The sequence below is a fragment of the Microlunatus sp. YIM B11417 genome (assembly GCF_059617205.1).
This window is the reverse complement of the sequence record NZ_JCAMPJ010000001.1, coordinates 938,117-962,774: the sequence shown is the minus strand read 5'-3', so window position 1 is coordinate 962,774 and position 24,658 is coordinate 938,117. Positions and strand designations below refer to the sequence as shown.

Sequence of the window (24,658 nt, the reverse complement as noted above, 5' to 3'; positions counted from 1 at the left end):
GTGGCAGAACCGAGCGAAGGGAAGATCCGGATGAAGTACCTGGTTTCCGTCATCGACGACAAGGAGAACCCCGGCAGCGACGACCGGCGGCCCTTGATCGACAAGTTCAACGACCGGTTGATCGCCGAGGGCTACTGGGTCTTCGCGGGCGGGCTGGCGGCCACCGAAGAGGCCACGGTGATCGACAACAGGGGCGAGCAGGCGGTCGTCACCGACGGTCCCTTCGTCGAGTCGAAGGAATTCCTGGCCGGCGTCTGGGTCTGGGAGGCATCGGATCTCGACGTCGCCCTCAAGCTCGCCACCGAGGCGTCGAAGATCTGCGACCGCAAGATCGAGGTGCGGCCGTTCCAGTGACCGGTCAGCGGAGGGCCTCGCGGAGTACGCGGCCCTCCGAGGCGGCCGGCGGGTCCACGCCGAGCAGGGCGGACATCGTGGCCGCGAGGTCGATGTGGCGCGGCTTCCGAGGCCGTACGCCCTGACGGATCCGGCGGCCGGACAAGATCAACGGGACCGCGAGTTCGGAGCGGCTGCCGTGGCGGCCGTCCGAGCCTTCGGGCGGCGGTGCCGCGGCCAGGGCGTACGGCTCCTCGAACTCCAGCACCAGCTGGCCGTACTGCGGCGCCATCCGCAGCTTCGCCTGATCATCCTCGGTGAGGACGGCAGCCACGCCCTCCACACCGGCCAGCGCGACCCGGGCCCGCTCGATCGCGTCCGCGTCATCGGCCAGCGGGCCGAGCAGATGCACCGAGGAGATGCTGCCGCCGGCGATCAGCACCACGTCGGTGTCGGGCGAGCTGGGCGAGCCGCCGGAGCCGAAAACCTCGGGCCGGAAGCCGGCCGCGGTCAGCGCCGCGATCGCCTGCGCGGCCATCGGCTTGTTCCACGTGGTCATCCCATGATCGGCGGTGATCACCCAGGTGGTCCGGCCGAACAGGTCAAGATCACGAACGGCGTTGATCAACCGGCCGATCGCGACGTCGGTCTCGCGGAGCGTGTCCAACATCCGCGGGTCGTTCGGGCCCCAGCTGTGCCCGTCGCCGTCGACGTCGCTGGAGTAGACGGCGAGGAAGTCCGGCCGCCGCGGCAAGGTCACCTGCTGGCCGCCGCTGTTCACCGGCTCGCCACGCAGGATGGCGATCGCGTCGTCCACCCGGGCGTCGATCCGGCCGCCCGGCTGGGTGTACAGGCCACCAAGATCACCGTACCCGACGCCCTTGTCCTGCAGGATGAACCACTGGGCCGAGGCCATCAGCACGCCCTGCCGCCGCCAGGCCTGGCCGAGCCCTTCCACCGCGCTGTCCCGGCTCTGGCCGCGAGCGACGCCGGCCGCCTCGTCGTAGTAGTACGCCGCGTTCCGGGTCCGGTCCGGATGGCAACCGCAGGAGATCGCGGTCCAGGACGGGTTGGTGATGCTGGTCATCACGCCCGTGCTGGTGCTGAGCGACCCGCGCCGCGCCAGGGAGCGCAGCTGTGGCAGCTCCACCCGCCCGTCCAGGTAGTCGATGTCGAAGCCGTCCAACGCGATGAAGATCAACAAGTCACGTTCGGCGGCCTGGGCGGGATGCGCGGTCAGTGCCAGGGAGGCCGCGACCGCTCCCCCGAGCACGGACCGCCGGGGTGAGGGCAGTCGGCATGCCAGCACCCTAGCCGTGGCTCCGACGGCTTGGTGAAATCTGTGCAACGGCTGGACAACGCCGGCCGGAACACCGTTGCCGAAAGTCGGTTGCCGGAGTCCGCCCGCGAGCGCACCATGACTCATGGCCAACTCAGCCGGCGGCAGCGCCATGGCGCTGCTGCGCGACAACGGGCCGTTCCGCACCCTGAGCACCGCACGGATGGTCTCCTTCCTCGGCGACTCGGTCAGCCTGGTGGCGCTGATGATCTACGTCGCCGACACCGTCGGTCAGGCGATCGCGATCGCCGTCCTCCTGCTGGTCGGCGACTTCGCCCCGTCGCTGCTCAGCCCGATCGCCGGCGCGATCAGCGACCGCTTCGACCGCCGGCGGGTGATGATCATCTGCGAACTGGTGCAGGGCGGTCTGCTGCTGGCGATCGCGCTCGCCCTGCCGCCGTTGCCGTTGCTGCTGGCCCTGGTGGCCGCGCGGGCGATCACCGGACAGGTGTTCCAGCCGGCTTCCCGGGCGGTCGTTCCGGCGCTGGTCCGGGAACGAGACCTGCCCACCGCGAACTCCACGATCGGCTTCGGGACCAACGGCGCCGAGGCGGTCGGGCCCTTGATCGCCGCCGGGCTGTTCCCGCTGATCGGGATCCGGGGCGTGTTGTTGATCGACGCGGCGTCGTTCCTGATCTCGGCCCTGTTGTTGCTCCGGCTGCCGACCCTGCCACCCGAGAGCCGGACCGGCGAGGTCCCGGGGTCCTTGCTGACCGATGCACGGATCGGACTCGGCTACATCTGGCGTACGCCCATCCTCCGCGTGATCGCGCTCGGCAGCTTCGCCATCGTGGCCTGCACCGGGATCGACGACGTCGCCCTCATCCTGCTCGCCAAGGAGACCCTGCAGGCCGGTGATCTCGCGGTCGGGATGCTGCTCGGCGCGGTCGGCGTCGGGCTTCTGGCCGGCTACCTGCTGCTGTCCCGCTTCGGTCCGCGGATCGCCATGCCGACATTGTTGATCATCGGCTTCGCGATGAGCAGTGTCGGCAACCTGCTCACCGGCCTGGCCTGGGCGGTTGCCGCCGCGGTCGCGCTGCAGGCGATCCGCGGCCTGGGCATCGGCGCGTCGGACGTCGCGAGCACCACCCTGATCCAGGCGCGTACGCCTGAGCATCTGCTGGGCCGGGTCTTCGGGAACCTGTACGGGATGATCGGCATCGCGGCGGCCCTGTCGTACGTGGGCGGCGGGTTGTTGATCGACGCGACCTCGCCGCCGGTCACCCTCGTCCTCGCCGGCGGACTGGGTGCGCTCGCTGCGGCCGTGGCCGGTTGGCGGCTGATCCGCGCCATCCGGACCGAACCCTCCCCGGACCCCGAGCCGGCCACGGAGCCCTGACCCGGCGAACCCCGACTGCCGATCTCGGGGTCCGCGCGGTCACCCGGCAGCGGCGGCCAGCTTCGTCGTGTACGCGTCGAGGGCCCAGGTCAGCGACAGGGCCGTGGGCGGCGACCCGGCCGCGACGAGCTGCTGGCCGACGATCGCGGCGTAGCGTCCGTTCCTGACCTGCGGCAGGTTCTTGATCGACGGCCGGGCCAGGGTCTTCTGCAGCGTCTCCTCGCTCTCGGAGTAGATCAACAGCACGTCGCTGACCAGCAGGTCCGCCTTCTCGTAGCTGAGGTTGCCGTAGAACCCCGGTGCGACCGGAGGTACCTCGGCGACGGCGGGTGGGACGGTCATCCCGAGATCGGTGAGGAACACGACGCGCGGGTCGATCTCCTTGTAGACGGCCAGTTGCTCGGCCACGTCGAACACCGCGATCACGCTCTTGCCGGCCAGTTCCGGATGCGCCGCCCCGGCCTCGCGGGTCGCCCGGTCGATGTCGCCGAGCAGCGTCTCGGCTGCGGCCGTGCGGCCCAGCGCGGTGCCGACGGTCGTCACCACGTCCTGCCACGCCGTCGCCCAGGGCTGGTCCGGGTAGACGACGGTCGGCGCGATCTCGGACAGCCGCCGGTACTCCTCCTCGGTCACCCCCGAGTAGACGGCCAAGATCACGTCCGGCGCGGCCGCCGCGAACTCCTCGAACGGGATGGTGGTGCCACCGTCCGGATTGGACAGCAGCGTCGGGGTCTCGGCGCCCAGGTCCTTGAGCTTCTCGGCGTTCCAGGGCAGCACCTGGTTCTCGTCGCCACCGTAGATCGCGGCCGGGATGGCCACCGGCACCACGCCGAGCGCCAGGCTCGCATCGGTGCTGCCCCAGCCCCAGGTGAGCACCCGCTCGGGTCGGCTGTCCAAGGTGGTCTCGCCGAACGCGTGCTTGATCGTGACCGGGAAGCCTTGGCCGGCGGCGGATTCCGGGGCCGTACCGGGCTCGGCACCGGGGTTCGCGCACGCGGCCAGGCCGGCCAGGAACATCACCAGCGCGACGACGGCCGCAACAGGTCGGACCACGAATTCCCCCTATGGTTAGGCAAACCTAATTCGGTACGGGAGCATAGGGGCTCGCCGATCGAGTTCAAAACCCGGGACCCCCGCCGGACAGATCTTGTCGACCATGATCAACAAGTGCTATCTTCTCAATATCCGATGAACTCTTCGACATATTGAAGAATGGGGTCACCGTGCAGGAGATCCGGATCGGCCTGGTCGGGCTCGGGGCGCGCGCACTGGACACCTGGCTGCCGCTGCTGCAGAAGCTGGACGGGTTCAAGATCACCGCGCTCTGCGACCCGGTGGTGGCGACACACCGGCCGACCCTGGAGCTTCTCGACGATCCGGCCGGGGTGACCGTCTGCTCGTCGTACCAGGATGTGCTGGGCCGGACCGACGTCGACGCGATCGCCCTGACGGTGCGGTGCGAGGAGCAGGGCGAGCTGGCGGCGCTGGCGCTCGAGGCGGGCAAGCACGTGCACGCCGAGGTGCCGGGCGCGCACCGGATCGAGGACTGCTGGCGGATCGTCCGCGCGGTGGAGCGGACCGGGCTGACGTACCAACTCGCCGAGCAGACCCGCTACTGGGGCTTCGTCGAAGCGTGGCGCCGGATGGTCCGCGACGGGGACCTCGGCAAGATCACCTTCGCCGAAGGGCAGTACTTCCACTACCATCCCGGCGCCATGTTCCGGGACCCGGAGACCAACCGGCTGCACGGTCCGGATGATCTTGCCGAGCACCCGGGCGCCCGACCGACCTGGTCCCAGCTGATGCCGCCGATCCACTATCTGCCGCACGAGCTCAGCCCGTTGCTCAGCGTGCTCGACGACCGGGTCGTCGAGGTCGTCGGCATGGGCACCGACGGCCCGAGTGCCGCTCATCCGGAGATCAGCCAGCCGGACCTGCAGGTGGCGCTGATGAAGACCGAGAAGGGTGCCGTGCTGCGGCTGGCGGCGAGCTTCGTCCAGCCGCACCCCGAGGGCAACTGGCACTGGTACCAGGTCACCGGGACCGGCGGCCGGGTCGAGTGGAAGCGCGCCGTCCATGATCATCCGAAGATCTGGCGGTTCGGCCAGGGTCCCGATCTGGTCGACGCCGACTGGGGCTTCGAACGGCCGGACGCGCCCGAAGCAGCCCGCGGCAGCGGCCATGGCGACGCCGACTACTACACCCACGTCGCATTCCGGGACGCCGTCCTGGCCGGGCGGCAGCCGGACTTCGACGTCTACCGGGCGATGGACGCGACCGCGCCCGCGATCCTGGCCGCCACCTCGATCGCCCAGGGCAGCCGACCGCTGGCCGTACCCGATTTCCGTAACTCCTGAAGGAAAACTCATGAGCATCGCCGTCCTCACCCGTACTGATCAGGTGGCCGGCCGGTTCGGCGACTACCTCGCCGAGATCCTGCGCGCCGAGGGATTCGCCGACCGGACCGTGATCCCGTTCACCGGGCCCGAGTTGCCCACCCTGGATGATCACGACGCCGTCGTGGTCTCCCGGCTGAGGCCGTCCAAGTCCCAGATCGGGGCGTTGCTGGACTACGCCCGCGGCGGCGGCCGGCTGGTGATCATCCGGCCCTCGTACCTGTTCGCGGTCCAGCTGGGGCTGGCCCCGACGCACACCATGATCGATCCCGCGTACGTGAGCGTCCGCGGTGATCACCCGGTCGGTGCCGGGCTCACCCGGGAGCCGTTCGAGACCCACGTGCCGGCCGACGGCTACCAGCCGGACGCGCTGCCCGACGGTGCCCGGGTGGTCGCCGACCTGCGGCTGGACCCGGACACCCGGACGGCCTTCCCGGCGGTCATCGAGCTGCCGTACGGCGAGGGCCGGGTGATCGTCTTCGGCTACGACCTGGCCAAGGCGGTCTCGCTGATCCGGCAGGGCGATCCGGGCCGGGTCGGCGGCCACGGGCTCGGCGCCGGCGAACCGTACCGGCTGCAGGACCTGCTCACCGGCTACGCCGATCCGCGTTGCTGGCATCTGCCGCAGGCCGACCTGCATGCGATGTTGTTGATCAACGCGGTGCACCAGGTCGCCCGGACCGGGCAGCCGCGGCTCTGGTACTACCCGGAGGCGGCGACACGGAGCGTCTTGGTGCTCGACTCCGACGACGACTGGTCGGCGCCGGAGCACTTCGACGCGCTGATCGAGGCCGTGGAGCGGCACGGCGGCAAGATCACGATCTACCTCATGCTCGGCGGCGGCCAGCGGACGATCGCGACCCCGGAGAAGGTCGCCGCCTGGCGGGACCGCGGCCACTCGTTCGGGATCCACCACAACGCCTTCGACCCGTCGTTGGGCGGCGAGGACCAGGAGGAGGTGATCGAGCAGGTCGTCCGGCGCGACATCGCCGAGTTCACCGCGCTGTACGGCGGTGTGCCGGTGACCAACCGCAACCACTGCCTGGGTTGGAAGGGCTATGTGGACCTGCCCAAGGTGTACGCGGAGCTCGGCGTCGCCATGGACCTGAACGCCAACAACGCCGGCCCGTCCTGGCTCCAGTACCTCACCGGCTCGGCCCGCCCGCTGCGCGTCGTGGACGAGGACGGGTCCGTGATCGACTGCTTCCAGCAGGCCACCCAGGCCTACGACGACCTGGGCATCAAGGGCCTGCTGTCCTCGGATCCCGAGGGTCAGGCCGCGCTGGTCAAGCAGTTGATCATCGACAAGGTCGAGCGCTACTTCAGCCCGCTGTCGATGCTGTCCCACCCGATCTCGTTCGCCACCTATTCGCGCGCCTTCCAGGAGCGCTGCTGGAGCATCGCGCGCGAGCTCGGCCTGCCGATCTGGAGCGCCTTCGAGTGGGCCGACTTCGTCCGCGCCCGCGACGCCGCCCGGCTCGACCGGGTGGTCTGGACCGACGAGGAGTTCAGCTGCCGCGTCAGCGGACGCTCGCCCCGAGGCGCCTTCGCGCTCACCCTGCCGCTACCGGCCGGCCGGGCCGGCTCCGCCACCGTCGACGGCGAGCCGGTCGAGGTGACCGAGCTGGACGTCTTCGGCCGGCCGAGCGTCGTGATCACCGTCCCGATCGCCGAGGATCATGATCAAGAGCGCACGGTCCGGCTCCAGCTGCGCTGAGCCGTCCAGCAGCCCGGCACCGCCCTCGCGCCGGGTCGTCGGCGACATGATCGATGGTGGCACCGCGCGCCGAATTGGACCAGCGGCAGGGCGTCGGCCCGATCGGCGGTGGCATGCTGCGCCAAGGAGTTCGCCGCGCGCGAGTTCAGCCGCCTTCGCTGTCGCGATTTCTCTTGGTACTGGACGGTTCAACGTTGAAATCGCTGCGAGCGCTCCATCCGCAGTGATTCTGCGACACCAGGCCGACCCGCGTTGCCTGCGGGTCATGGACGCAGGGCACCTGGCGAGGCCGGACGACCCGGCATGACGAGCTCGCCCGACCCACTGACGATGCTGCCGTGCGAGCCCACCACGCCGCACCGCCGAGGGCGCCGCGACGCCAACCGCATCACCACGGAGCACCCGACGGCGCCGGCCGGAGCCCACTCACTCGACCTGTTCGGCCGAGCCGAGACCCAGCCCACGCGGCGGCGAGGTGCGGGCACAGACGAGCTCGGATCCCGCCCGACCGGCCACCCACGCGGCAACACCCCACCGACCCCAGCCCGAACCAGTCGGCAGTGCGAAGCGAGCCCAGACGAGCTCGACCACCTCCGACCACCGAACGGGGACCGACCCAGCGACACGCCCACCCTGCGCCGAACCACGCGACCGTGAAGATCGGCAGTCGTTCTCGACCTCACCACCGACCATCGACCGATCACTTACGCAGCGACACGCCGCCATCCCTGAGCCGATCCATGTGGCGGCAGAGATCGGCACAGTCGTTCTCGACCTCATCACCTCCCATCGACCGGTCACCTACGCAGCGACACGCCGCCAAGAACGCTGCTTTTCTGACCGGTCGGAGGGCTCTCAGTCGGGGGTGGCGCCGCAGGAGATGTTGAGCTCGGTCGAGGTGATCGAGGCGGCCAGGTCGGAGGCGGCGAAGGAGGCTACGTTGCCGACGTCGGTCAGGGTGGCCAGGCGGCCCAGCAGGGTTGGTGCGCGCAGGTCGTCGAGGAGCTGCGCCCGAGCCTCGGCCGGCATCGAGTCGGGCACGGCCTCGCCGATTCCGCCGGACTTCAGGGTGATCACGCGGATCCCGTGCGGGCCGAGTTCGACGGCCCACTGGCGCCGGATCCCTTCCAGGGTGTCCAGCGCGATCTTGAAGCCTCCCAGGCCGGGCAGGGTCTGTGGGCCGGACCCGCCGAAGGCCAGGATCACGCCGCTGCCTTGTTCGATCATGGCCGGCGCGACGGCACGGGTGGTCAGGAACTGGGTCCGCGCCATCGTGGCGATCGGGTGGATGAACTCGTCCGGCTCGAGCTCCAGCAACGGGCGTTGCACGTCACCGACCCCGATCACGTTCGCCGAGATGTCGATCCTGCCTTCGGCCTTGACCACGCCCCGGACGAGGTCTTCGACCGCCTCCCGGTCGAGGGCGTCGACGACGTGCGGGGTCGCGACTCCGTCCGGGATCGAGGCGGCGACGGCGCGCAGGGTCTCCTCGGTCCGGCCGGCCAGGTGGACCCTGGCACCGTTCCGCGCGAAGCCGCGTGCCATCGCCGCGCCGATCGGTCCGGCGGCGCCGTAGATCACGGCGATCTTCCCGGACAGCATGATCACGCCGCCGCGGGCTCGAGCCGGTAGTCGAGCGCGATCAGCCGGCCGTCCAGCACCTCGCTGCCGGTCAGGGTCAAGCTGTGATCATGGACCTCGGCGAAGATCGGCTTCGCGCCGCTGTCGCCGACCAGGAGCGGGAACACGACCAGCGAGACCTGGTCCACCAGGCCGGCCCGGATCAGGCTGCAGCCGAGCGACAGGCTGCCGCTCACCCGGAGCGGATCGCCGTCCTCCTGCTTCAGCCGGCGCACCGCCTCGACGGCGTCCTCCTTGATCAGCGTGCAGTTGGGCCAGGCCAGCGGCTCGGTCAGCGTCGACGAGAAGATGATCTTGGGCATCCGCTTCATCTCGGCGAAACTGCCGCCGTCGCCGACGCCGGCGCTCGGGTCCTCGATGCTGGCGACGATCTCCGCCAGCTCCTGGAAGGTCTTCCGGCCCATCACCTCGAGGTGCGGTGCAGACGTCCGGGCGCCGATCCAGCGGTCCAGATCCGGACCGCCGTACCCGAAGTAGGGCGGATAGTCCTTCGCGAAGCCGTACCCGTCCACCGAGCAGAACAGCTCGACACTCACGGTTCTCGTCATTTCTCCTCCAAGATCGATTCGGGTGCGGCGAGTTCTTCGGCCTGCCGCTGCAGCCAGGTCTGCCAGGTGGTGCGAAGCCGGGCGGCTTGATCAGCGGGCCACCCGTACACCCGGCCCATCAGGTTGATCGAGATCGGCTGATCCATCCCCATCGGGAAGCAGGACAGCGCCCACAGGCCCGGCCCGGGTGACTCGGACCGCAGCAGCAGGTAGCCGGGTTCCGAGCGGACGATCAGGCCGGCCAGTTCGGGCGCACCGGGCGCCGTACGGAACCGGGTCCCGGATTCCGCGGGAGCGGAGCCCAGGCCCAGCCGGCGGAACAGGTCGGCCGCCGGTGTGGCCCGGTCCGCCGGCGCCGGATCGATCATGGTGATCAGGTCGATCCGGTGGGCCGGCCGGCCGGCGAACGAACGCAGGTACTCGGACAGCACGACCAGCGTCATCCGCCAGCCCTCCAGCGCGCCCTGGACCAGGTCCTCCCATTCCTCGCCGGCGTCGGCGAAGCCACAGATCACCCGGACCACGCAACTACCGCCGGACCTCGCCTCGACCAGGATCTCGGTGGCCAGCGGGGTGGGCGGACCCTGGTTCGGCTCGTCGTACGCGACCGCGTGCGGCGGCTCGTAGCGGGTCACCGTGGTGTTGGCGTCGGGACCGAACGGCTCCCGGTGGATGATCATGGAACCGCCGACGGCCGGATCAAGGTCGGCCGGGAACAGCCAGGCGGCCTGGCCGGGTCCCGTGGCGATCGCCTGCCACACCTGTTCCGGCGTGCCGGGCACCTCGAGTTCGGTCTCGCCGTAGCGTCCGCGATCATGGTCGCCACTCATGACGATGCGTCCCCTTCCTCGCGCTGCTTGGCATGTTCGGCGTTGCCGGGCCGCGGATGGACCGCGATCACCAGCCGGTGCCAGCGGCCGTTCGGCGCGCTCTCGTCGTGGTACTTCGCGGCCAGCCGGGTGACCGCCGCGGTCAGTTCCTCGGCGAAGGCGGCCCGGTCGGCCGTGCTGGCGAACCGGAGCTCGGTGTCCAGCCCGTACACGTGCAGCCGGCCGCGCCGCCGGGCCGCCGCCCTGGCCAGCGCTCCCAGTTCCCGGATCAGCCGGGCACCGAGGGCGATCAGGTACGAGGCCGACAACCGATCCCGGACCTGATCGGGCCCGCCGCCGGCCGCGCCCATGGCCTCCGGCGAGACCACGTAACCGGCCGCCGTCGCGACCAGGCGCCGCTCGGTCAGCCCGCCCCAGGTGCGGCTCTCGGCCACCTGGACCAGCCCGTGCTGCTCCAGCTGACGCAGGTGGTAGTTGATCTTCTGCCGGGGCAGGCCCAGCCGCCCGGCGAGCTCGGCCGCCGACGCCGGCTCGCGCAGTTCGCCCAGCAGCCGGGCCCGCCCCGGGTCCAGGGCCACCAGGGCTGCCGCCGGGTCGGCGATCACCTCGATGTCGTTCATGTGACCCAGCGAATCATTGACAAATATTTTTGTCAAGACGGCATCGCTGTGCCCTGAGCCTGTCGAAGGGCCGCCAGATCAGGCCCCGCCCTTCGACGAGCTCCGGGCACGTGAGGCGTCAGCCCGGCCGGCAGCGATCCAGGCGGCGCGCGAAGTCGGCCAGGAATTCGTCCCGCCAGTCGCTGATCGTGCTCGCGCCCGGCCAGGGCCCGAGCGCCGCGGGCGGGTCCTGGTCGTCGCACCACCAGTTCGAGTGTCGGCCGGACGGGGTGCGCCACCGGGCCTCCGAAGGCGGCGCCGCGGTGAACGCGCCGGCCCGTCCGTCCAGGTCCGCGTGACTGCTCTCGATCAGGTACGGAATGATCTTGGGATCCCGCGGCGCGCAACGGAACCGCAGCCGGTCGCCGTTATCGACGGCAGTCGAGAACGGGCCCTGCCGGCGGCCGTCGATGATCATCCGCGCGGTATCGCACGGCCCGTAGTCGACCGGCTTCGGCAGCAGGAACTCCACCACGCCATAGACCTCGGCGACGTCGGCCGCCGTGGTGTGCCGCTCGAAGATCGTCTTCCGGCCGTCCCAGACCCGGACGTAGCGACCACCCCAGCACGCCCGCGCCGGGTCCTGGGCGCCGTGCAGCAGCCAGGTGACGGTCGGGCTGTCGCCCATCTTCACCGCGGGCAACTGCCGGGCGAAGAAGTCGCCGAGCGCACCGTGCCCGGCGGCGTGGCGTCCGACGAAGTCGCGCGCCCGGTGATCATCCGCGCCGACGGCGGCGAAGAAGCCACGGTAGGTCGAGTTCGACTCGATGATCGACAACTCCGGATGGTGCGTCTCGACGTAGTCGTACGCGTCCACGCCCCACAGCTTGTTCGGCCCGCCGATGTAGTGCACCCGGAGCCGCGGCAGGATGTCCGGCGCGTCGTGCAGCGCCTGGGCCAGATCGTCGATACCGCCCCAGACCAGGACATCCAGCGGCCGCGGATCGTCCCGGCGGGCACAGCGGACGATCCAGTCAGACCCCTCCGTCGGGTCGCCGAAGCCCCGGTGATCTGCGACCTCGAGCGCACCCTGCTTGATCACGGCCCGTAACGCGTCCGGCTCCGGATAGTCGTCGGAGTGGGTCAGCAGCGAGGCATGATCGGCCGCGTAGTGATCAAGGACCGCCTCCAGGTCGGCGACCGTGCCGTCCCCGTACGGAGAGGAGACCAGACCCTCGAGGTCCAGCCGGTCGGCGTACAGCAGGAGGTGGACCAGGGACTGGAAGTCGTCCGGGTCGGTGCCGCCGATGTCGGTCGAGACCAGGACCCGCGGTCTACTCATCCAGCAGGCTGGGCAGCAGGGCGCGCTGCACGATCCGCTGCGCCGCGAGGGCGTCATGCTCGGCCTGCGCGGCGGCCAGGGCATCGACGTCGAGGACGTCGAGCGCCCGGTGCACCCCCTTGAGGAAGGTGATCGCCTGCCGGGCTGCCTGCACGCTGTCCTCGCGGAACGGGAACTGATCAAGCTGCCAGACGCCCTGCCAGTTGTTCTTGCGCAACGTGTGGAAGAACTCGAACGTCTCGATCAGGTGCACCGAGCCGACCACCATGTCGTCGTCCCAGCCGCGCAGATTGTCGTTGACGTCGATCGCGAACAGCCGGCCGTAGTCGATCGCCAACTGGGCCGCGTCGGCCGGGGTCTCCTGTCCGTACAGGGAATGACCGAAGTCGAGCAGGATGCCGAGATTGGGCAGGCCGATCCTCTCGATCCCGAGCAGGGTCCGTGCCACGTTCGGGAAGATGATCTTGACTCGCGGCTCGCGCGGCTTGTACTCGATGACGAACTTGATCTCCGGATGCGCCGAGACCAGTTCGGTCAGCCCGTCCAGCGCCAGCTGCCAGGCGTCGTGGTAGTCCACCTGGAACGGATAGTCCCAGCCGTCCTGGCCCGGCCACAGCTTCACGTAGTCGCAGCCCAGTTCCTTGGCCACGCCGGTCGCCTCGTGCAGCAGGTCCAGCGCCCGCTTCCGTACCGCAGGATCGGGGTGGGTCAGCGAACCCTTGACGAAGTCCCGGGTGTAGATCTCCGGGGTGATCGCGATCGCCCGCAGCCCGTTGCGCCGCAGCGCGGCCCGGACGTCGTCCAGCGTCCCGTCGAAGCCGACGAACGGATAGTTCAGGTCGACCACGGACAGGTCGCCGACCGCACCGGCCCGGTCGATCTGCTCCAGCAGGCCGACCTCGGGCCCATAGCCGTCGGTGGCGTAGCGATCCTTGTAGGTGGCGAAGTGCCAGATGCCGGCACCGAAGACCGGCAGTTCGGTCGTCATCCCTGAGTCCTTTCGGCGAACCTGTTGATCTTGGCGAACATGTCCTCGAGCAGGAACCGGGTGTCCACCGATTCGCAGACCCGGATCGGGTTCCCGGAGCCCGGCACGTGGTGTCCCTCGGCCCCGAACCGCGGTGCCGGCCGGACCCGGAAGTTGCCGCTGCCCGGGTAGAGCATCAGGGCGATCGCCGGCGAGTCGCCGAGCGAGCGGGACTCGATCGGCTCCGGATGCACCCGGGCGTTCCACTCCTTGAGCTGGCGGACCAGGTACTCACCGAGCGGTCCAGCACCGGCGACCTTGGCATCCAGCTCCGCGTAGGAGACCGAGACCTGCCGGTAGACGTTGTTCGGCACCTGCCAGACCGTGATCCCGGAGTCGAACACCACATTGGCGGCGGCGATGTCGTTGGAGAGGTTGAACTCGATCTTGGACCCGGAGTCCAGGCCGGAGTAGTCGACGCCGCCGATCCAGATCACGATCACGTTGCGCCGGACCAGGTCGGGATCGAGCAGGATCGCCGACGCCATGTCGGTCAGCGGGCCCAGAAACGCCACATGCAAGGGATCTCCCTCGCCGGCGAGCTTCGATTCCTCGATGATCAGCCGCGCTCCCGGCGAGTCGACCGGGGTCCGCTCGTCCGGGATCGCGGCCGGCGCGCCGTCGGCCACGGTGATCGTCCCGGTCATCCCGAGCAGGTCGAGCAGCAGGTCGATCTCCTCGCGGGACTCCGCCATGCTCCGGTCGGACCGACGGGTGCCGAAGTGGGCCGGGATCAGCCCGCGGATGTCGAAGGTCGGCGACAACAGGCCGTGCACGATCGCGAACTGGTCGTCGGCCTCGTTCTTGGCGTCGGTGTTGATGATCACTCGACGACGATCCGGCATCGCTGCTCCTCGATCTGGCGTGAATAGCTATTCACTATTGTATGCTTGCCCAGCTTGATGATCTCCCGACGGCGGCTAGGGCGTCAAGGCAGCCGACCGGTATCATGATCGACTTCGAAGCGAGGAGGTCGGCCCGTTGCCCGCAGCCGAGCCGGTGATCATCGCGATCGACCAGGGGACGACCAACTCCAAGGCGATCGCCGTTACGGCCGCAGGCGCGGTCGTCGCCCAAGGTGCAGCCCCCGTGGAGGTAAGCACTCCAGGACCGGATCGGGTCGAACAGGATCCCGAGCAGCTCTGGGACTCGGTCTGCGCCGCTGTCGCGGACTGCCGCCGGACCCCGACCGGGCCGGTCCAGGCCCTGGCGATCTCCAACCAGCGCGAGTCGGTGGTGGCCTGGGACCGCGAGACCGGGCGGCCGTTCGGTCCGGTGATCGGCTGGCAGGACACCCGGACCGCCGAGCGGTGTGCCCGGCTGGTGGCCGAGCCGGGGGCCGACGACCTGGTCAGGAGCCTGACCGGGTTGCGGATCGACCCGATGTTCTCCGCGCCCAAGATCAGCGAGCTGCTCCGGACGGCCGGCGCCCCGGTCGACCGGATCGCGGTCGGCACGGTGGACTCCTGGCTCTGCTGGCGGTTGACCGGTCATGATCACGTGATCGAGGCCGGCAACGCCTCCCGGACCCTGCTGTTCGACGTCGACCGGCTGATGTGGTCGCACGAGCTGCTCGGCCTGTTCGGGGTGCCCGAGTCCGCCCTGCCGGCGGTGATCAACTCCGACACCCGGCTGCCCACCCGGACCGAGCTGCCCGGGATCGAGGGCCGGCCGGAGATCGCCGCGGTGCTGGCCGACTCGCATGCCGCGCTGTACGGACAGGGCTGCACGGCTCCCGGCACCGCGAAGGCGACCTACGGGACCGGCAGTTCGGTGATGACGCCGGTGAACGAGTTCGACCCGGAGCCGTCGCCGGTGCCGACCACGCTGGCCTGGCTGACCGACTTCCCGACGTACGGACGGGAGGGCAACATCGTGTCCTCCGGCGCCGCGCTGGCCTGGCTCGCTCCCCTGCTGGGTCTCGCCTCGGTCGCCGAACTGCTCGCGCTCGCCGGCTCGGTCCCGGACAGCGGCGGGGTCTCCTTCGTGCCCGCGTTCGGTGGCCTCGGTGCCCCACACTGGCTCCGGTCCGCAGAGCCGACCTTCGTCGGCCTGTCGGCCGGCACCACCCGGGAGCAGCTGGCCAGGGCCGCGGTCGACGCCGTCGCGCACCAGGTCGCCGACGTGATCGAGACGATCACCGGGGAGGGCGTCTCGATCGACCAGCTGCGGGTCGACGGCGGCGTGACCGCGTCGGCGCTGGCCATGCAGACCCAGGCCGACCTGCTCGGTCTGGAGGTCCGGGTGGCGCCGGTGGCCGAGGTGTCCGCGGTGGGAGCTGCCCGGCTGGCCTGGGCCAGCCTCGGCGCCGCCGAGGAGTGGCGGGAGCATGATCAAGATCCGGCGGGCGTCTTCGTACCGGCGATCGGTGCGGACGAGCGCGAGTCCCGGCGGGACCGCTGGCGGGCCGCCGTCGGCCTGGCCCGGCGATGACCCGGCCGGTGATCACGCTGCGGCCGATCCGGCCCGGCGACCTGGACCGGGTGCACAGCTGGGGTGCCGACCCGCGCAGCAGCAGGTTCCAGGCCTGGGGCCCGAACAGCGAGGCCGAGTCGCGGGCGTACGTGAGCGAGGCGGTGGCCGCCTGGGACGCCGACCCGCAGGTCAGGTTTCCCTTCTGTGCGGTCGATTCCGGCCTGGTCGTCGGGATGGGCGAGCTCAAGATCGTCAGCCGCCGGTTCGACCGCGGCGAGATCGGCTACATCGTCCATCCCGACCTCTGGGGCCGCGGTTACGCGGGCGCGATCGCGGCCGCCCTGGTCCGGTTCGGCTTCAACGAGCAGGGGCTGTACCGGATCGAGGGCACCTGCGACCCGCGCAACCTGGCCTCCGGAGCCGTGCTGCGCAGGACCGGCCTCCGCTACGAGGGCCGGCTGCGCGGCACGATGAAGCTCCGGGACGGCTGGCGGGACTCCGATCTCTACGCGATCCTCGCCACCGATGATCAGCCGGTGACCAGCGCGTAGGCGAACCCGTCCCAACCCTTGCCGCCGACGAGCTGGAGTGCGGTGCCGTCCAGCCGCGGCTCGGCGGCGATCAGTTCCAGCACGGCCCGGCTGGCCCGGACCGCCTCGTTGTCCGAGTCCGGATCGGCGATGCCGCCGTTACGGACCACGTTGTCGACGATGATCACCGAGCCGGGCCGGGTCAGCCGGAGCGCCCAGGTCAGGTAGTTGGAGTTGTTCGGCTTGTCGGCGTCGATGAACACCAGGTCGAACGGCTCCGGGTTCTCCTCGGCCAGCACCGGCAGGCTGTCCAGGGCCGCGCCGACGCGGATCTCCACCTGGTCGGCGACACCCTTGCGGCCCAGGTTCGCGGCGGCCACCTCGGCGTGCCGCGGCTCGTACTCGAGGGTGATCACGCGTCCCTCCGGACCGACCGCACGGGCCAGCCACAGGGTGCTGTAGCCACCGAGCGTGCCGATCTCGAGCACCCGGCGGGCACCGATCGAGCGGGCGATCAGGTGCAGCAGCTTGCCCTGCGGCGGCGACACGTCGATCGACGGCAGCCCGCCGGCCGCGTTGGCCTCGAACACGTCCGCGTCCTGATCGCCGACCAGCGTGTCGACGAGGTACTGATCAACTTCGGCCCATCCACGATCCGTCATGGCGGCCAGTCTGTCACCGCTCCTCGGCGCCGGTCCGGCCGGCTCACCCGATCTTCTTGCCGGCCACGAAGTCCGCCACCAGGTCGTACAGCTCGCGCACCGCGGGATCCGTACTGGTCGAGAACCGGTACAGCGCGTCCACGCCCTGGTAGTAGGCGACGAAGGCATCCTGGTAGCCGTACCGGGAACCACCGCGCAGGTACGCCAGCAGCCGCTCCCGCAGCGCCGGGTCGGTCTCCGCCCGTTCGTCGAACTCGATCTCGATGCCCATCCCGTACGATCTCGCGATCCCGGCCGCGTCCGCGATCCGGGCCGGGTCCATCTCCTCGAAGAAGTAGTTCGGCTGGAACGCGGCCGCGTCCAGCCCGACCTCCTGCCACTGGAACGCCTTGTAGGCCAGGAAATGGGGAATCCAGAACGCCGTCAGGTGATGATCATGGACGACCCGGGCGACCCGGCGCGCCTGCTCCGGCCCGTCCGGCCCGACGTCGATCTGCTCCGGCAGCCAGTAGAGCCCGACCAGTTCCAGCTGCTGGTAGCCGGCCGCCCGCCAGCGTTCGATCAGCCCGGCGGTCCACCAGCGGACCACCTTCTCCTGGTTGGCCAGCGCCTGCTCGCGGCCGACCGCGTCGGCGTTCAGGTTCTCGGTCACGCCGTCCCCGTCGACGTCGCCGAAGTCGGTCAGCGCACCGCCCGGGTTGGGGATGGCCAGGACCACCTTGGTCCTGTGATCCGGGCCGGGCAGTGCGGCGTTCACCTGGCCGGCCGCCCGCTCGAGTTGATCAAGGTCACCGCCGGCCGCGAACGTCTTGTCCCGATACCACTCCCAGTCCGCTTTCCGGGCGTAGCCGGAGCCGAGATCGATCCCGCTCGGCGTCAGCAGCCCGAGCATCAGGATCCCGTCGAACAGGCGCCCGCCCGGTCGGCCGGAGCGGTCGACCCGGGCCAGGTAGGGCCGCAACTCGTCGGCCGTCCAGTTGCCGCGATCGTTGTCGTACTGGCCGTTGTAGATCAGGGCGAGGTCCCGGATCCCGGCCGTCGCCCGGCCCGGCTGGAGATAGCCGGGGCGATCAGGTTCCGGCGTCGCGGCGCCGTCGATCCTGCCGTGGTACCCGTTCACCTCGAGTTCGTCGATCAGCTGCGCGGCTCGGGTGTGCACCGAGAAGCTGATCTTGACGAAGCGACCGTACACCGCCCGGGCACCCGGCCGCTCCGGCACGCCGTCGGCTCCGACGTTCCAGGCGAACCATTCGTCGCGGGCCGGGCCGTCGCCCCAGAGCAGCGCGGTCGCCTGCCGCCCGACGGTCGCCCACTGCCTGGGCGAGTCCGCCACGGCGAAGGAGACGTTCAGCGGGACCAGTACCGAGGCCGCCGGCCAGTCCTGCAGGAAATGGGCCCGGATCCCGGTGATCGACTTCGACCCGCCGAGGTCGATCACGAGCTCCCGGGTCCGCCCTTTGGTGCTGCCCACCCACGCCGGGTCGGTCACGTCGAGGGCGCCCAGCCTGCCGTCGGTCAACTGCCGGCCGCGGTCGGGCCGGTCGGCGTCCGGAGTCTCGGACCAGGTGTAGCTCCGACCGGCCGCCAGATCCTTCGGCTCCGCCGCCTGCGCGGTTCCGCCGAACAGCGGCACGGCCACGGCCAGCGAGGCGAGCAGGGCGATCACGGACCGCGACCAGGGCCGCCGGGGTTTCGTGGACTCGGGTGCGGGCATCGTTCCTCCTACGCCGGAAGACTCCGATTGGGCAATACCAATTTCGGGTACGGTAACCGCCGCCGGTCGGGCCGGGCAAGGCCCGACCGTCGGTCCTGGACCCGCCGGCGACCGGAGCCGCCGCGTGGTGCTCCGCCCGATCCGGCCGCGCCCTGGAACAATCGCCGCCATGGTGGAAATCCTCGGGATCGCGTCGCTGATCGCGATGGCGGCGCTGGTCGCCTACATCGCGCGACGGGTCCTCGGCGTCCCGATCGGCTGGCCGCGGTCGATCCTGGTCGGGTTGATCATGATCGGCTCGCTGAGTACGGCACTGCCCTGGATCGCCTTCCAGTCCGGCCTGTTCGATCAGAACGACGACCGGGTCCCGCTCGGCCTGCTGTTGGTCTTCGTTCTGGTGCTGGCCTGGGCGTTCTTCCTCGCCATCGCCGTCCTCGTGGTGGCGGAGTTGATCATTCCGACCGGCACCATCCCGACGCCGTGGCGGGTGCTCCGGAGCACCCGGGAGCGGTTCCGCCGGTTCCGCCGCTACGTCCAGGTGATCGCGATCGCCGTCCGGCACGGCCTCGGCGGCTTCCTCCGGCCGCGGGCCCGGGACCGGGTCACCGGGCTGGCCGCCGAGACCCGGACCGCCTCGGTGGCCCGGTCGCTGCGCCGGGCGCTGAACGACGCCGGCGTCACGTTCATCAAGATCGGTCAGATGCTGTCGGCCCGGCCGGACCTGGTGCCCGACGTCTTCGTACGGGAGCTGTCGCAACTGCAGAGTTCGACCACGGCGCTGCCCTGGCCGGCGATCAGGCCGGTGATCGAAGCCGGGCTCGGCCGGCCGATCGACGAGGTGTTCACCGAGATCGACCCGGAGCCGCTGGCCGCCGCCTCGGTCGCCCAGGTCCACACCGCGGTGTTGATCACCGGCGAGTCGGTCGTGGTCAAGGTGCAGCGGCCGGGCGCGCGCGACCAGGTGACGGCCGACCTGGACATCGTCGGCCGGCTGGCCGACCGGCTGGAACGCGCCACCGGCTGGGCCCGCGAGCTCGGTGTCCGCCGGCTGGCCGAGGGCTTCGCCGCCTCGCTGCGGGAGGAGCTGGACTACCGGGTCGAGGCGGACAACATGATCGGCGTCGCCGCGGCCACCCGGCCCGAGTCGGAGATCATCATCCCGCGGGTCTTCCCCGAGTACTCCGGCGAGACGATCCTGGTCCAGGAGCGACTGACCGGCACCCCGATCGGCAACTCGACCGAGACCCTGGCCGGGTTGACCACCGAGGCCCGGTCGGCGGCGGCGCAGCGGCTGCTCGGAGCCGTGCTGGACCAGATCATGATCAGCGGCGTCTTCCACGCCGACCTGCATCCCGGCAATGTGGTGATCGACGCCGACGCGCGGATCGGGCTGCTCGACTTCGGCTCGGTCGGCCGGCTCGATGATCATTCCCGGGACGCGCTCGGGCTGCTGCTGCTCGCGGTGGACCGCAACAACAGCATCGCCGCTACCGACGCCCTGGTGGAGATCCTGGAGCGGCCGCCGGTGCCGCTGGACGAGAAGGCGATGGAGCGCGAGGTCGGCCAGTTGATCGTCCGCTACCGGTCCGGCACCACGACCACCGGTGGCATGTTCGGCAACATCTTCGGCCTGGTCCGCCGGTACGGGTTCGCGATCCCGGGCCAGGTCGCCGCGGCGTTCCGGGCGCTGGCCGCGCTGGAGGGCACCTGCCGGCTGATCGACCCGAAGCTCGACCTGGTCCAGGTCGCCCGCAGCCACGGCGGCGAGATCTTCGCCGCGGCCGCCGACCCGGCCACGATCCGGCAGCAGCTCGATTCCGAACTGCTCAACCTGCTGCCGCTGCTGCGCCGGCTGCCCCGCCGGGTGAACAAGATCACCGAGGACCTGGAACGCGGCAGGCTCAGCGTCAACCTGCGGCTGCTCAGCGACGAGGGCGACCGGAACTTCCTGCTCGGCCTGGCCCACCAGGTGATCGTCGCCGTACTCGCCTCCGCCGCCACCCTGGCCGCGATCATCATGATCACCGCGACCGGTGGCCCGAACCTGCCCGGCACCACGATCCAGGTCTTCCCGGTGATCGGCGCCTGCCTACTCTTCGTCGGCTTCGTCCTGGCCCTACGCTCACTCGTCCTGATCTTCCGCCGAAGTTGGTCCAGCTGACGCTGGAAGGCCCCCGCAGTTTTTCACGTTAACGTGAAAAACTGGCACTTTGCACAGGTTGCAACTCGTGTAAAGCGCCAGAATCGCGTGTCAAGTCCCGACCCGCAGCTTTTCCACAGCCAAGAGCGAACGAATTCAGTCATCCACAGGATTTCTGATCACACCCGTCATCGGCGTTCCACCGGCAATGCTCTGTTCATGACAAGCATCGAAGGGCGGATCGCGACCAACGGGGGGTTCATCACCCGTGCCCAGGCGCTCGATTGCGGCTACACCGATCGGGACCTCGCGGTGGCTGTACGTACAGGCAGCTTGATCCGGATTCGCCACGGCGTCTACTCGACTGCCGACGTTCAGAACGGCCTGGATGCGCTGGGCCGTCACGTCCTCCTTGCCCGAGCTGTCGTCGCGGTCCAACAAGGAGAGGTGGCGCTCTGCGGGGCCAGCGCCGCCGCCGCGCACGGACTGGAGCTTCACCACCAGGACCTCGAAACCGTCCACCTGCTACGGCTCGATTCCGCAGCGACACGCACCGTCGCGGGCGTGAAGCATCACGTCATGACCATCGACCGCGAGCAGGACCTCGTCCGCCAGGACGGCGTCATGATCACCAGCCTCGCGCGTACCGCCTGGGACGTGGCCCGCGGATCGTCCCTCGAGGGCGCAGTGATCACGCTCGACTCTGCCCTGCACGTCCGACCTGATCTGGAGCCGGCGCTGCTGGCGACTCATGCCCGCTCACGTCATCACCCCGGAGCACGGACCGCCAGGTTCGCCCTCGCACTCGCCGACGGACGAGCGGCCAACGGAGGCGAGTCCTACGCACGCGTGCTGTTCTACCGCTACCACGTGCCGAGACCGGAGCTGCAGGTGCCGATCTTGGACCACGCCGGAGACAAGATCGGCATCGTCGACTTCGCCTGGGACAGCGACCGTCATGTCGCCGAGTTCGATGGAAAGATCAAGTATCAGCGGTACGTGAAGCCCGGCGAGTCACCGAGTGACATCGTGTTCCGAGAGAAGCAGCGGGAGGACGCGATCAGGAGCACAGGCCGAGGCATGACCCGATTCGTCTGGGATGACCTCCGTCGACCACAGGTGAGCACAACCATGGCGAAGCTCCGGGCCGAGCTGCAGAACTCCCGCCGCCTCTATGTGACAGGATTCCGAGCCTCGTAGCGAATCAGCCTTACCCAGCTTCCTCGCGCAATACACAGGATGCTTCTCGTGCAAAGCGCCAGTTTTTCACGTTAACGTGAAAAACTTGGGGCCAGAGTTACACCGGGGGGACGCCGTGTCGGCGGGTGGAGAAGTGGCGGTCCTTGGTCGCGGCGGCGGCGAAGCGGGTGATCAGTTCGCGGCGGACGTCGGCGGGGCGGACGATCTGGTCGATCACGAGTTCGCCGGCCAGGCGGAGGATGTCGATGTCGAGTTCGTACTCGGTGCGCAGCTTCGCCACGTAGGCCTCCCGCTCGGCCTCGTCGGTGATCTCGGCGATCTTGTTCGCGTAGACGGCGTTGATCGCGGCCTCCGGGCCCATCACGGCGATCTTGGCGGTCGGCAGGGCCAGGCAGGCGTCGGGGCCGAAGCCGGGGCCGGCCATCGCGTAGAGGCCGGCACCGTAGGCCTTGCGCAGGATCAGCGAGACGGTCGGCACGGTGGCCTCGGCGACCGCGGTGATCATCTTCGCGCCGTGCCGGATGATCCCCTGCCGTTCGACGGCGCTGCCGATCATGAAGCCGGGCACATCGGCCAGGTAGAGCAGCGGCACGTTGAACGCGTCGCAGAGCCAGATGAACCGGGCCGCCTTGTCGGCCGAGTCGACGAACAAGACTCCGCCCTTGACCGCCGGCTGGTTGGCCACGATGCCGACCGGCTGACCGGCCAGCAGGCCCAAGCCGGTCACCAGCTCGGCGGCGAACAGCGGCTTCAGCTCGAAGAAGGAGTCGGCGTCGACGATCGCCTCGATCACGCCGCGGACGTCGTAGCCGGTGTGCTCGTCGGCGGGAACCAGGTCGTCGGCGAAGGACCGGGTCGGCTCCGCCTCGTCGTAGACCGGCGGATCGGTGCGCCAGTTCCCCGGCAGATAGGAGAAGTACGCCTTCGCCTGCTCGATCGCGTCCGCATCGTCGACCGCGAGTTGATCACCACAGCCGGACACCTCGGCGTGCATCCGGGCGCCGCCCATCTCGGCCAGGCTGACCTTCTCGCCGACCACCATCTCGGCCATCCGCGGCGAGCCGAGATACATCGACGCGTTCTGCTCGACCATGATCACGACGTCGCAGAAGGAGGGGATGTAGGCGCCGCCGGCCGCGCTCGGGCCGAACAGGCAGCAGATCTGCGGCACCTTGCCGGACAGTGCGACCTGGTTGTGGAAGATCCGGCCGGCGCCACGCCGGCCGGGGAACAGGTCGACCTGGTCGGTGATCCGGGCGCCGGCCGAGTCGATGAACCAGAACACCGGCAGCTCGGCCCGCAGCGCCTCCTCGGTGACCCGGATGATCTTCTCCACCGTACGGGCACCCCAGGAACCCGCCTTCACGCTCGGGTCGTTGGCCACCACCAGTGCGGCGCGACCGTCCACCAGGCCGCGTCCGGTGACCACGCCGTCGGCCGGCAGGCCCGGCGCCAGCGCGTTGGCCAGCTGGCCGTCCTCGCTGAACGTACCCTCGTCGAAGAGCAGCGCGATCCGCTCCCGGACGAACAGCTTTCCTTGTCCGGCAAGCTTCTCCGCCGCCTTCGCCGTGGGCCGGAGCGTCGCCTCGACGGCCGCTTCGATCGCGCGAGCGTGCCCTGAGCCTGTCGAAGGGCCTTCGACAGGCTCAGGCCGCGTGGTGTCGGCGTTCATACGACCGGCAGCCCGAGTCCGCGGGCGATCAGCAGCCGTTGCACTTCCGAGGTACCCTCGCCGATCTCGAGGATCTTGGCGTCGCGGTGGAAGCGCGCGATCGGGTACTCGTTCATGAACCCGTACCCACCGAAGACCTGGGTGGCGATCCGGGTCGCGCTGACCGCCGCCTCGGTGGCGTAGAGCTTGGCGATCGACGCGGCCCGCTTGAACTCCCAGCGATCATGATCAACCTGGTTCTTCCGTTCCGCCGCGGCATAGACGAGCAGTTCGGCGGCGTGCGCCATCACGTCCAGATCGGCCAACTGGAAGGCGATCCCCTGCCGGGAGCCGATCGGCTTGCCGAACGTCTCCCGGGTCCCGGCGTACTCGACGGCAAGATCACGACAGGCCCGGATGCAGCCCAGCGCCAGGGCCGCGATCGCCACCCGGCCGTCGTCAAGGGTGGCCAGGAACTGACCGTAGCCGCGACCCACCTCGCCGAGCACCTGATCGTCGGACACCTCGACGTCGGCCAGGGTCAGCGGGTGCGTGTCCGAGGCGAACCAGCCGGCCTTGTCGTAGGCCGGCCCGACCTCGAGCCCCGGCGTGCCGACCGGGACCAGGAACGCGGTCACCTCCGCCGTGCCGTCGGCGGCCGTGCCGGTCCGCGCGGTGATCGTGATCACCGAGGTCAGCTCGGTGCCCGAGTTGGTGATGAACTGCTTGGTCCCGTTGATCACCCAGCCACCGGCCGTCCGGGTGGCCCTGGTCCGCGGCGCTCCGGCGTCGGTGCCCGCCTCCGGCTCGGTCAGGCCGAACGCCGCCAGCGCCCGCCCGGCCAGCAGGTCGGGAAGGTAGCGGTCCCGCTGTTCCGCCGTCCCGAACGTGGCGATCGGGTTGCTGCCGAGACCGACTGCCGCCGACAGGGTGATCCCGAGCGACTGGTCGACGTAGCCGATCTCCTCGATCGCCAGGCACAGGCTGGTGAAGTCGCCCGCGCCGCCGTACTCCTCCGGTCCGGCCAGCCCGAACAGCCCGAGGTCGGCCATCTCCCGAACCGCCTCCAGCGGCAGCCGGTGCCCGGCGTTCCACTTCTCCACGTGCGGAGCCAGCCGGGCCCGGGCGAAGTCGGCGACGGCCGCCCGGAAGTCCCGGTGTTCCGGGCCCAGACGGAAGGCCGATCCATGATCAACCGCAGTCATGCTGCCTCGCCTCCTCGACAACGCTGTGGG

Annotated in this window: 21 protein-coding genes; 8 read left to right on the top strand and 13 right to left on the bottom strand. The window is 70.0% G+C overall.

Going from position 1 to position 24,658, the window contains the following annotated elements; genetic code table 11:
• Positions 1-30: 30 nt before the first annotated feature.
• On the top strand, positions 31-354 hold the full coding sequence (locus AC6CCG_RS04875; RefSeq protein WP_496653341.1) for a YciI family protein: 324 nt from the start codon (positions 31-33) through the stop codon (positions 352-354).
• Between the two features lie 4 nt (positions 355-358).
• Here AC6CCG_RS04875 and AC6CCG_RS04870 read toward each other — a convergent pair whose 3' ends face one another.
• Positions 359-1,606, bottom strand: a complete 1,248-nt coding sequence (locus tag AC6CCG_RS04870; protein ID WP_496653340.1) for an alkaline phosphatase family protein — start codon at positions 1,604-1,606, stop codon at positions 359-361.
• 151 nt (positions 1,607-1,757) lie between these two features.
• On the opposite strand from AC6CCG_RS04870, the gene AC6CCG_RS04865 reads away from it, so the two are divergent.
• Positions 1,758-3,011, top strand: coding sequence for an MFS transporter (locus AC6CCG_RS04865; RefSeq protein ID WP_496653339.1), 1,254 nt, complete (start codon positions 1,758-1,760; stop codon positions 3,009-3,011).
• A 39-nt stretch (positions 3,012-3,050) separates the two neighbouring features.
• On the opposite strand, the gene AC6CCG_RS04860 is transcribed toward AC6CCG_RS04865, so the two are convergent.
• The gene (locus tag AC6CCG_RS04860; RefSeq protein WP_496653338.1) at positions 3,051-4,064 is read right to left on the bottom strand and encodes an ABC transporter substrate-binding protein; all 1,014 of its coding nucleotides are present in this window, start codon (positions 4,062-4,064) and stop codon (positions 3,051-3,053) included.
• Positions 4,065-4,234: 170 nt separating this feature from the next.
• Here AC6CCG_RS04860 and AC6CCG_RS04855 point away from each other — a divergent pair, with 170 nt between their 5' ends.
• Both AC6CCG_RS04855 and AC6CCG_RS04850 read left to right on the top strand, forming a co-directional pair.
• Positions 4,235-5,368, top strand: coding sequence for a Gfo/Idh/MocA family protein (locus tag AC6CCG_RS04855; protein WP_496653337.1), 1,134 nt, complete (start codon positions 4,235-4,237; stop codon positions 5,366-5,368).
• A 10-nt stretch (positions 5,369-5,378) separates the two neighbouring features.
• Positions 5,379-7,124, top strand: coding sequence for a hypothetical protein (locus tag AC6CCG_RS04850; protein WP_496653336.1), 1,746 nt, complete (start codon positions 5,379-5,381; stop codon positions 7,122-7,124).
• Between the two features lie 855 nt (positions 7,125-7,979).
• Here AC6CCG_RS04850 and AC6CCG_RS04845 read toward each other — a convergent pair.
• The 7 genes from AC6CCG_RS04845 to AC6CCG_RS04815 form a co-directional block, all read right to left on the bottom strand.
• Complete coding sequence (locus tag AC6CCG_RS04845; RefSeq protein ID WP_496654390.1) at positions 7,980-8,726, bottom strand: SDR family NAD(P)-dependent oxidoreductase; 747 nt, start codon at positions 8,724-8,726, stop codon at positions 7,980-7,982.
• Positions 8,727-8,728: 2 nt separating this feature from the next.
• Positions 8,729-9,313 carry a dihydrofolate reductase family protein gene (locus AC6CCG_RS04840; RefSeq protein ID WP_496653335.1) on the bottom strand — a complete coding sequence of 195 codons (585 nt, stop codon included), beginning with the start codon at positions 9,311-9,313 and terminating at the stop codon, positions 8,729-8,731.
• Complete coding sequence (locus tag AC6CCG_RS04835) at positions 9,310-10,143, bottom strand: SRPBCC family protein (RefSeq protein ID WP_496653334.1); 834 nt, start codon at positions 10,141-10,143, stop codon at positions 9,310-9,312. Before AC6CCG_RS04835 ends, AC6CCG_RS04840 begins: the two co-directional genes overlap by 4 nt.
• On the bottom strand, positions 10,140-10,763 hold the full coding sequence (locus AC6CCG_RS04830; protein ID WP_496653333.1) for an ArsR/SmtB family transcription factor: 624 nt from the start codon (positions 10,761-10,763) through the stop codon (positions 10,140-10,142). The genes AC6CCG_RS04835 and AC6CCG_RS04830 overlap by 4 nt, the downstream gene beginning before the upstream one ends.
• A gap of 118 nt (positions 10,764-10,881) precedes the next feature.
• Positions 10,882-12,084, bottom strand: a complete 1,203-nt coding sequence (locus AC6CCG_RS04825; protein WP_496653332.1) for a DUF1593 domain-containing protein — start codon at positions 12,082-12,084, stop codon at positions 10,882-10,884.
• Positions 12,077-13,072 (bottom strand): sugar phosphate isomerase/epimerase family protein, encoded by a 996-nt coding sequence (locus AC6CCG_RS04820; protein WP_496653331.1) that lies wholly within the window; start codon positions 13,070-13,072, stop codon positions 12,077-12,079. The genes AC6CCG_RS04825 and AC6CCG_RS04820 overlap by 8 nt, the downstream gene beginning before the upstream one ends.
• Positions 13,069-13,956, bottom strand: coding sequence for a nucleoside hydrolase (locus AC6CCG_RS04815; RefSeq protein WP_496653330.1), 888 nt, complete (start codon positions 13,954-13,956; stop codon positions 13,069-13,071). Before AC6CCG_RS04815 ends, AC6CCG_RS04820 begins: the two co-directional genes overlap by 4 nt.
• Positions 13,957-14,092: 136 nt before the next feature.
• On the opposite strand from AC6CCG_RS04815, the gene AC6CCG_RS04810 reads away from it, so the two are divergent.
• Together AC6CCG_RS04810 and AC6CCG_RS04805 are read left to right on the top strand one after the other, a co-directional pair.
• Positions 14,093-15,544 (top strand): FGGY family carbohydrate kinase, encoded by a 1,452-nt coding sequence (locus AC6CCG_RS04810; protein ID WP_496653329.1) that lies wholly within the window; start codon positions 14,093-14,095, stop codon positions 15,542-15,544.
• Between the two features lie 8 nt (positions 15,545-15,552).
• Complete coding sequence (locus AC6CCG_RS04805) at positions 15,553-16,077, top strand: GNAT family N-acetyltransferase (protein WP_496653328.1); 525 nt, start codon at positions 15,553-15,555, stop codon at positions 16,075-16,077.
• On the opposite strand, the gene AC6CCG_RS04800 is transcribed toward AC6CCG_RS04805, so the two are convergent.
• Positions 16,056-16,718: an O-methyltransferase gene (locus AC6CCG_RS04800; RefSeq protein WP_496653327.1), complete on the bottom strand. Its 663-nt coding sequence runs from the start codon at positions 16,716-16,718 to the stop codon at positions 16,056-16,058. The two genes, AC6CCG_RS04805 and AC6CCG_RS04800, sit on opposite strands and share 22 nt — an antisense overlap.
• Before the next feature lie 43 nt (positions 16,719-16,761).
• The gene (locus AC6CCG_RS04795) at positions 16,762-18,432 is read right to left on the bottom strand and encodes a DUF4855 domain-containing protein (protein ID WP_496653326.1); all 1,671 of its coding nucleotides are present in this window, start codon (positions 18,430-18,432) and stop codon (positions 16,762-16,764) included.
• Positions 18,433-18,601: 169 nt separating this feature from the next.
• Here AC6CCG_RS04795 and AC6CCG_RS04790 point away from each other — a divergent pair, with 169 nt between their 5' ends.
• Positions 18,602-20,593, top strand: a complete 1,992-nt coding sequence (locus AC6CCG_RS04790; RefSeq protein WP_496653325.1) for an ABC1 kinase family protein — start codon at positions 18,602-18,604, stop codon at positions 20,591-20,593.
• 198 nt (positions 20,594-20,791) lie between these two features.
• Positions 20,792-21,772 carry a type IV toxin-antitoxin system AbiEi family antitoxin domain-containing protein gene (locus AC6CCG_RS04785; RefSeq protein WP_496653324.1) on the top strand — a complete coding sequence of 327 codons (981 nt, stop codon included), beginning with the start codon at positions 20,792-20,794 and terminating at the stop codon, positions 21,770-21,772.
• Between the two features lie 97 nt (positions 21,773-21,869).
• Here the strand turns inward: AC6CCG_RS04785 and AC6CCG_RS04780 are convergent, their stop codons facing one another.
• Positions 21,870-23,444: an acyl-CoA carboxylase subunit beta gene (locus AC6CCG_RS04780; RefSeq protein ID WP_496653323.1), complete on the bottom strand. Its 1,575-nt coding sequence runs from the start codon at positions 23,442-23,444 to the stop codon at positions 21,870-21,872.
• Entirely contained in the window at positions 23,441-24,628 is a 1,188-nt protein-coding gene (locus AC6CCG_RS04775; RefSeq protein WP_496653322.1) for an acyl-CoA dehydrogenase family protein, read from the bottom strand. The genes AC6CCG_RS04780 and AC6CCG_RS04775 overlap by 4 nt, the downstream gene beginning before the upstream one ends.
• Positions 24,629-24,658 lie beyond the last annotated feature (30 nt).

Bases quoted from the DNA above. Each gene is read 5' to 3' on its own strand.
- AC6CCG_RS04820 (WP_496653331.1), bottom strand. From the start codon at position 13,072: ATGACGACCGAACTGCCGGTCTTCGGTGCCGGCATCTGGCACTTCGCC.
- AC6CCG_RS04780 (WP_496653323.1), bottom strand. From the start codon at position 23,444: ATGAACGCCGACACCACGCGGCCTGAGCCTGTCGAAGGCCCTTCGACA.
- AC6CCG_RS04875 (WP_496653341.1), top strand. From the start codon at position 31: ATGAAGTACCTGGTTTCCGTCATCGACGACAAGGAGAACCCCGGCAGC.
- AC6CCG_RS04825 (WP_496653332.1), bottom strand. From the start codon at position 12,084: ATGAGTAGACCGCGGGTCCTGGTCTCGACCGACATCGGCGGCACCGAC.
- AC6CCG_RS04795 (WP_496653326.1), bottom strand. From the start codon at position 18,432: ATGCCCGCACCCGAGTCCACGAAACCCCGGCGGCCCTGGTCGCGGTCC.
- AC6CCG_RS04800 (WP_496653327.1), bottom strand. From the start codon at position 16,718: ATGACGGATCGTGGATGGGCCGAAGTTGATCAGTACCTCGTCGACACG.
- AC6CCG_RS04815 (WP_496653330.1), bottom strand. From the start codon at position 13,956: ATGCCGGATCGTCGTCGAGTGATCATCAACACCGACGCCAAGAACGAG.
- AC6CCG_RS04845 (WP_496654390.1), bottom strand. From the start codon at position 8,726: ATGCTGTCCGGGAAGATCGCCGTGATCTACGGCGCCGCCGGACCGATC.
- AC6CCG_RS04835 (WP_496653334.1), bottom strand. From the start codon at position 10,143: ATGAGTGGCGACCATGATCGCGGACGCTACGGCGAGACCGAACTCGAG.
- AC6CCG_RS04830 (WP_496653333.1), bottom strand. From the start codon at position 10,763: ATGAACGACATCGAGGTGATCGCCGACCCGGCGGCAGCCCTGGTGGCC.
- AC6CCG_RS04850 (WP_496653336.1), top strand. From the start codon at position 5,379: ATGAGCATCGCCGTCCTCACCCGTACTGATCAGGTGGCCGGCCGGTTC.
- AC6CCG_RS04790 (WP_496653325.1), top strand. From the start codon at position 18,602: ATGGTGGAAATCCTCGGGATCGCGTCGCTGATCGCGATGGCGGCGCTG.
- AC6CCG_RS04785 (WP_496653324.1), top strand. From the start codon at position 20,792: ATGACAAGCATCGAAGGGCGGATCGCGACCAACGGGGGGTTCATCACC.
- AC6CCG_RS04865 (WP_496653339.1), top strand. From the start codon at position 1,758: ATGGCCAACTCAGCCGGCGGCAGCGCCATGGCGCTGCTGCGCGACAAC.
- AC6CCG_RS04840 (WP_496653335.1), bottom strand. From the start codon at position 9,313: ATGACGAGAACCGTGAGTGTCGAGCTGTTCTGCTCGGTGGACGGGTAC.
- AC6CCG_RS04775 (WP_496653322.1), bottom strand. From the start codon at position 24,628: ATGACTGCGGTTGATCATGGATCGGCCTTCCGTCTGGGCCCGGAACAC.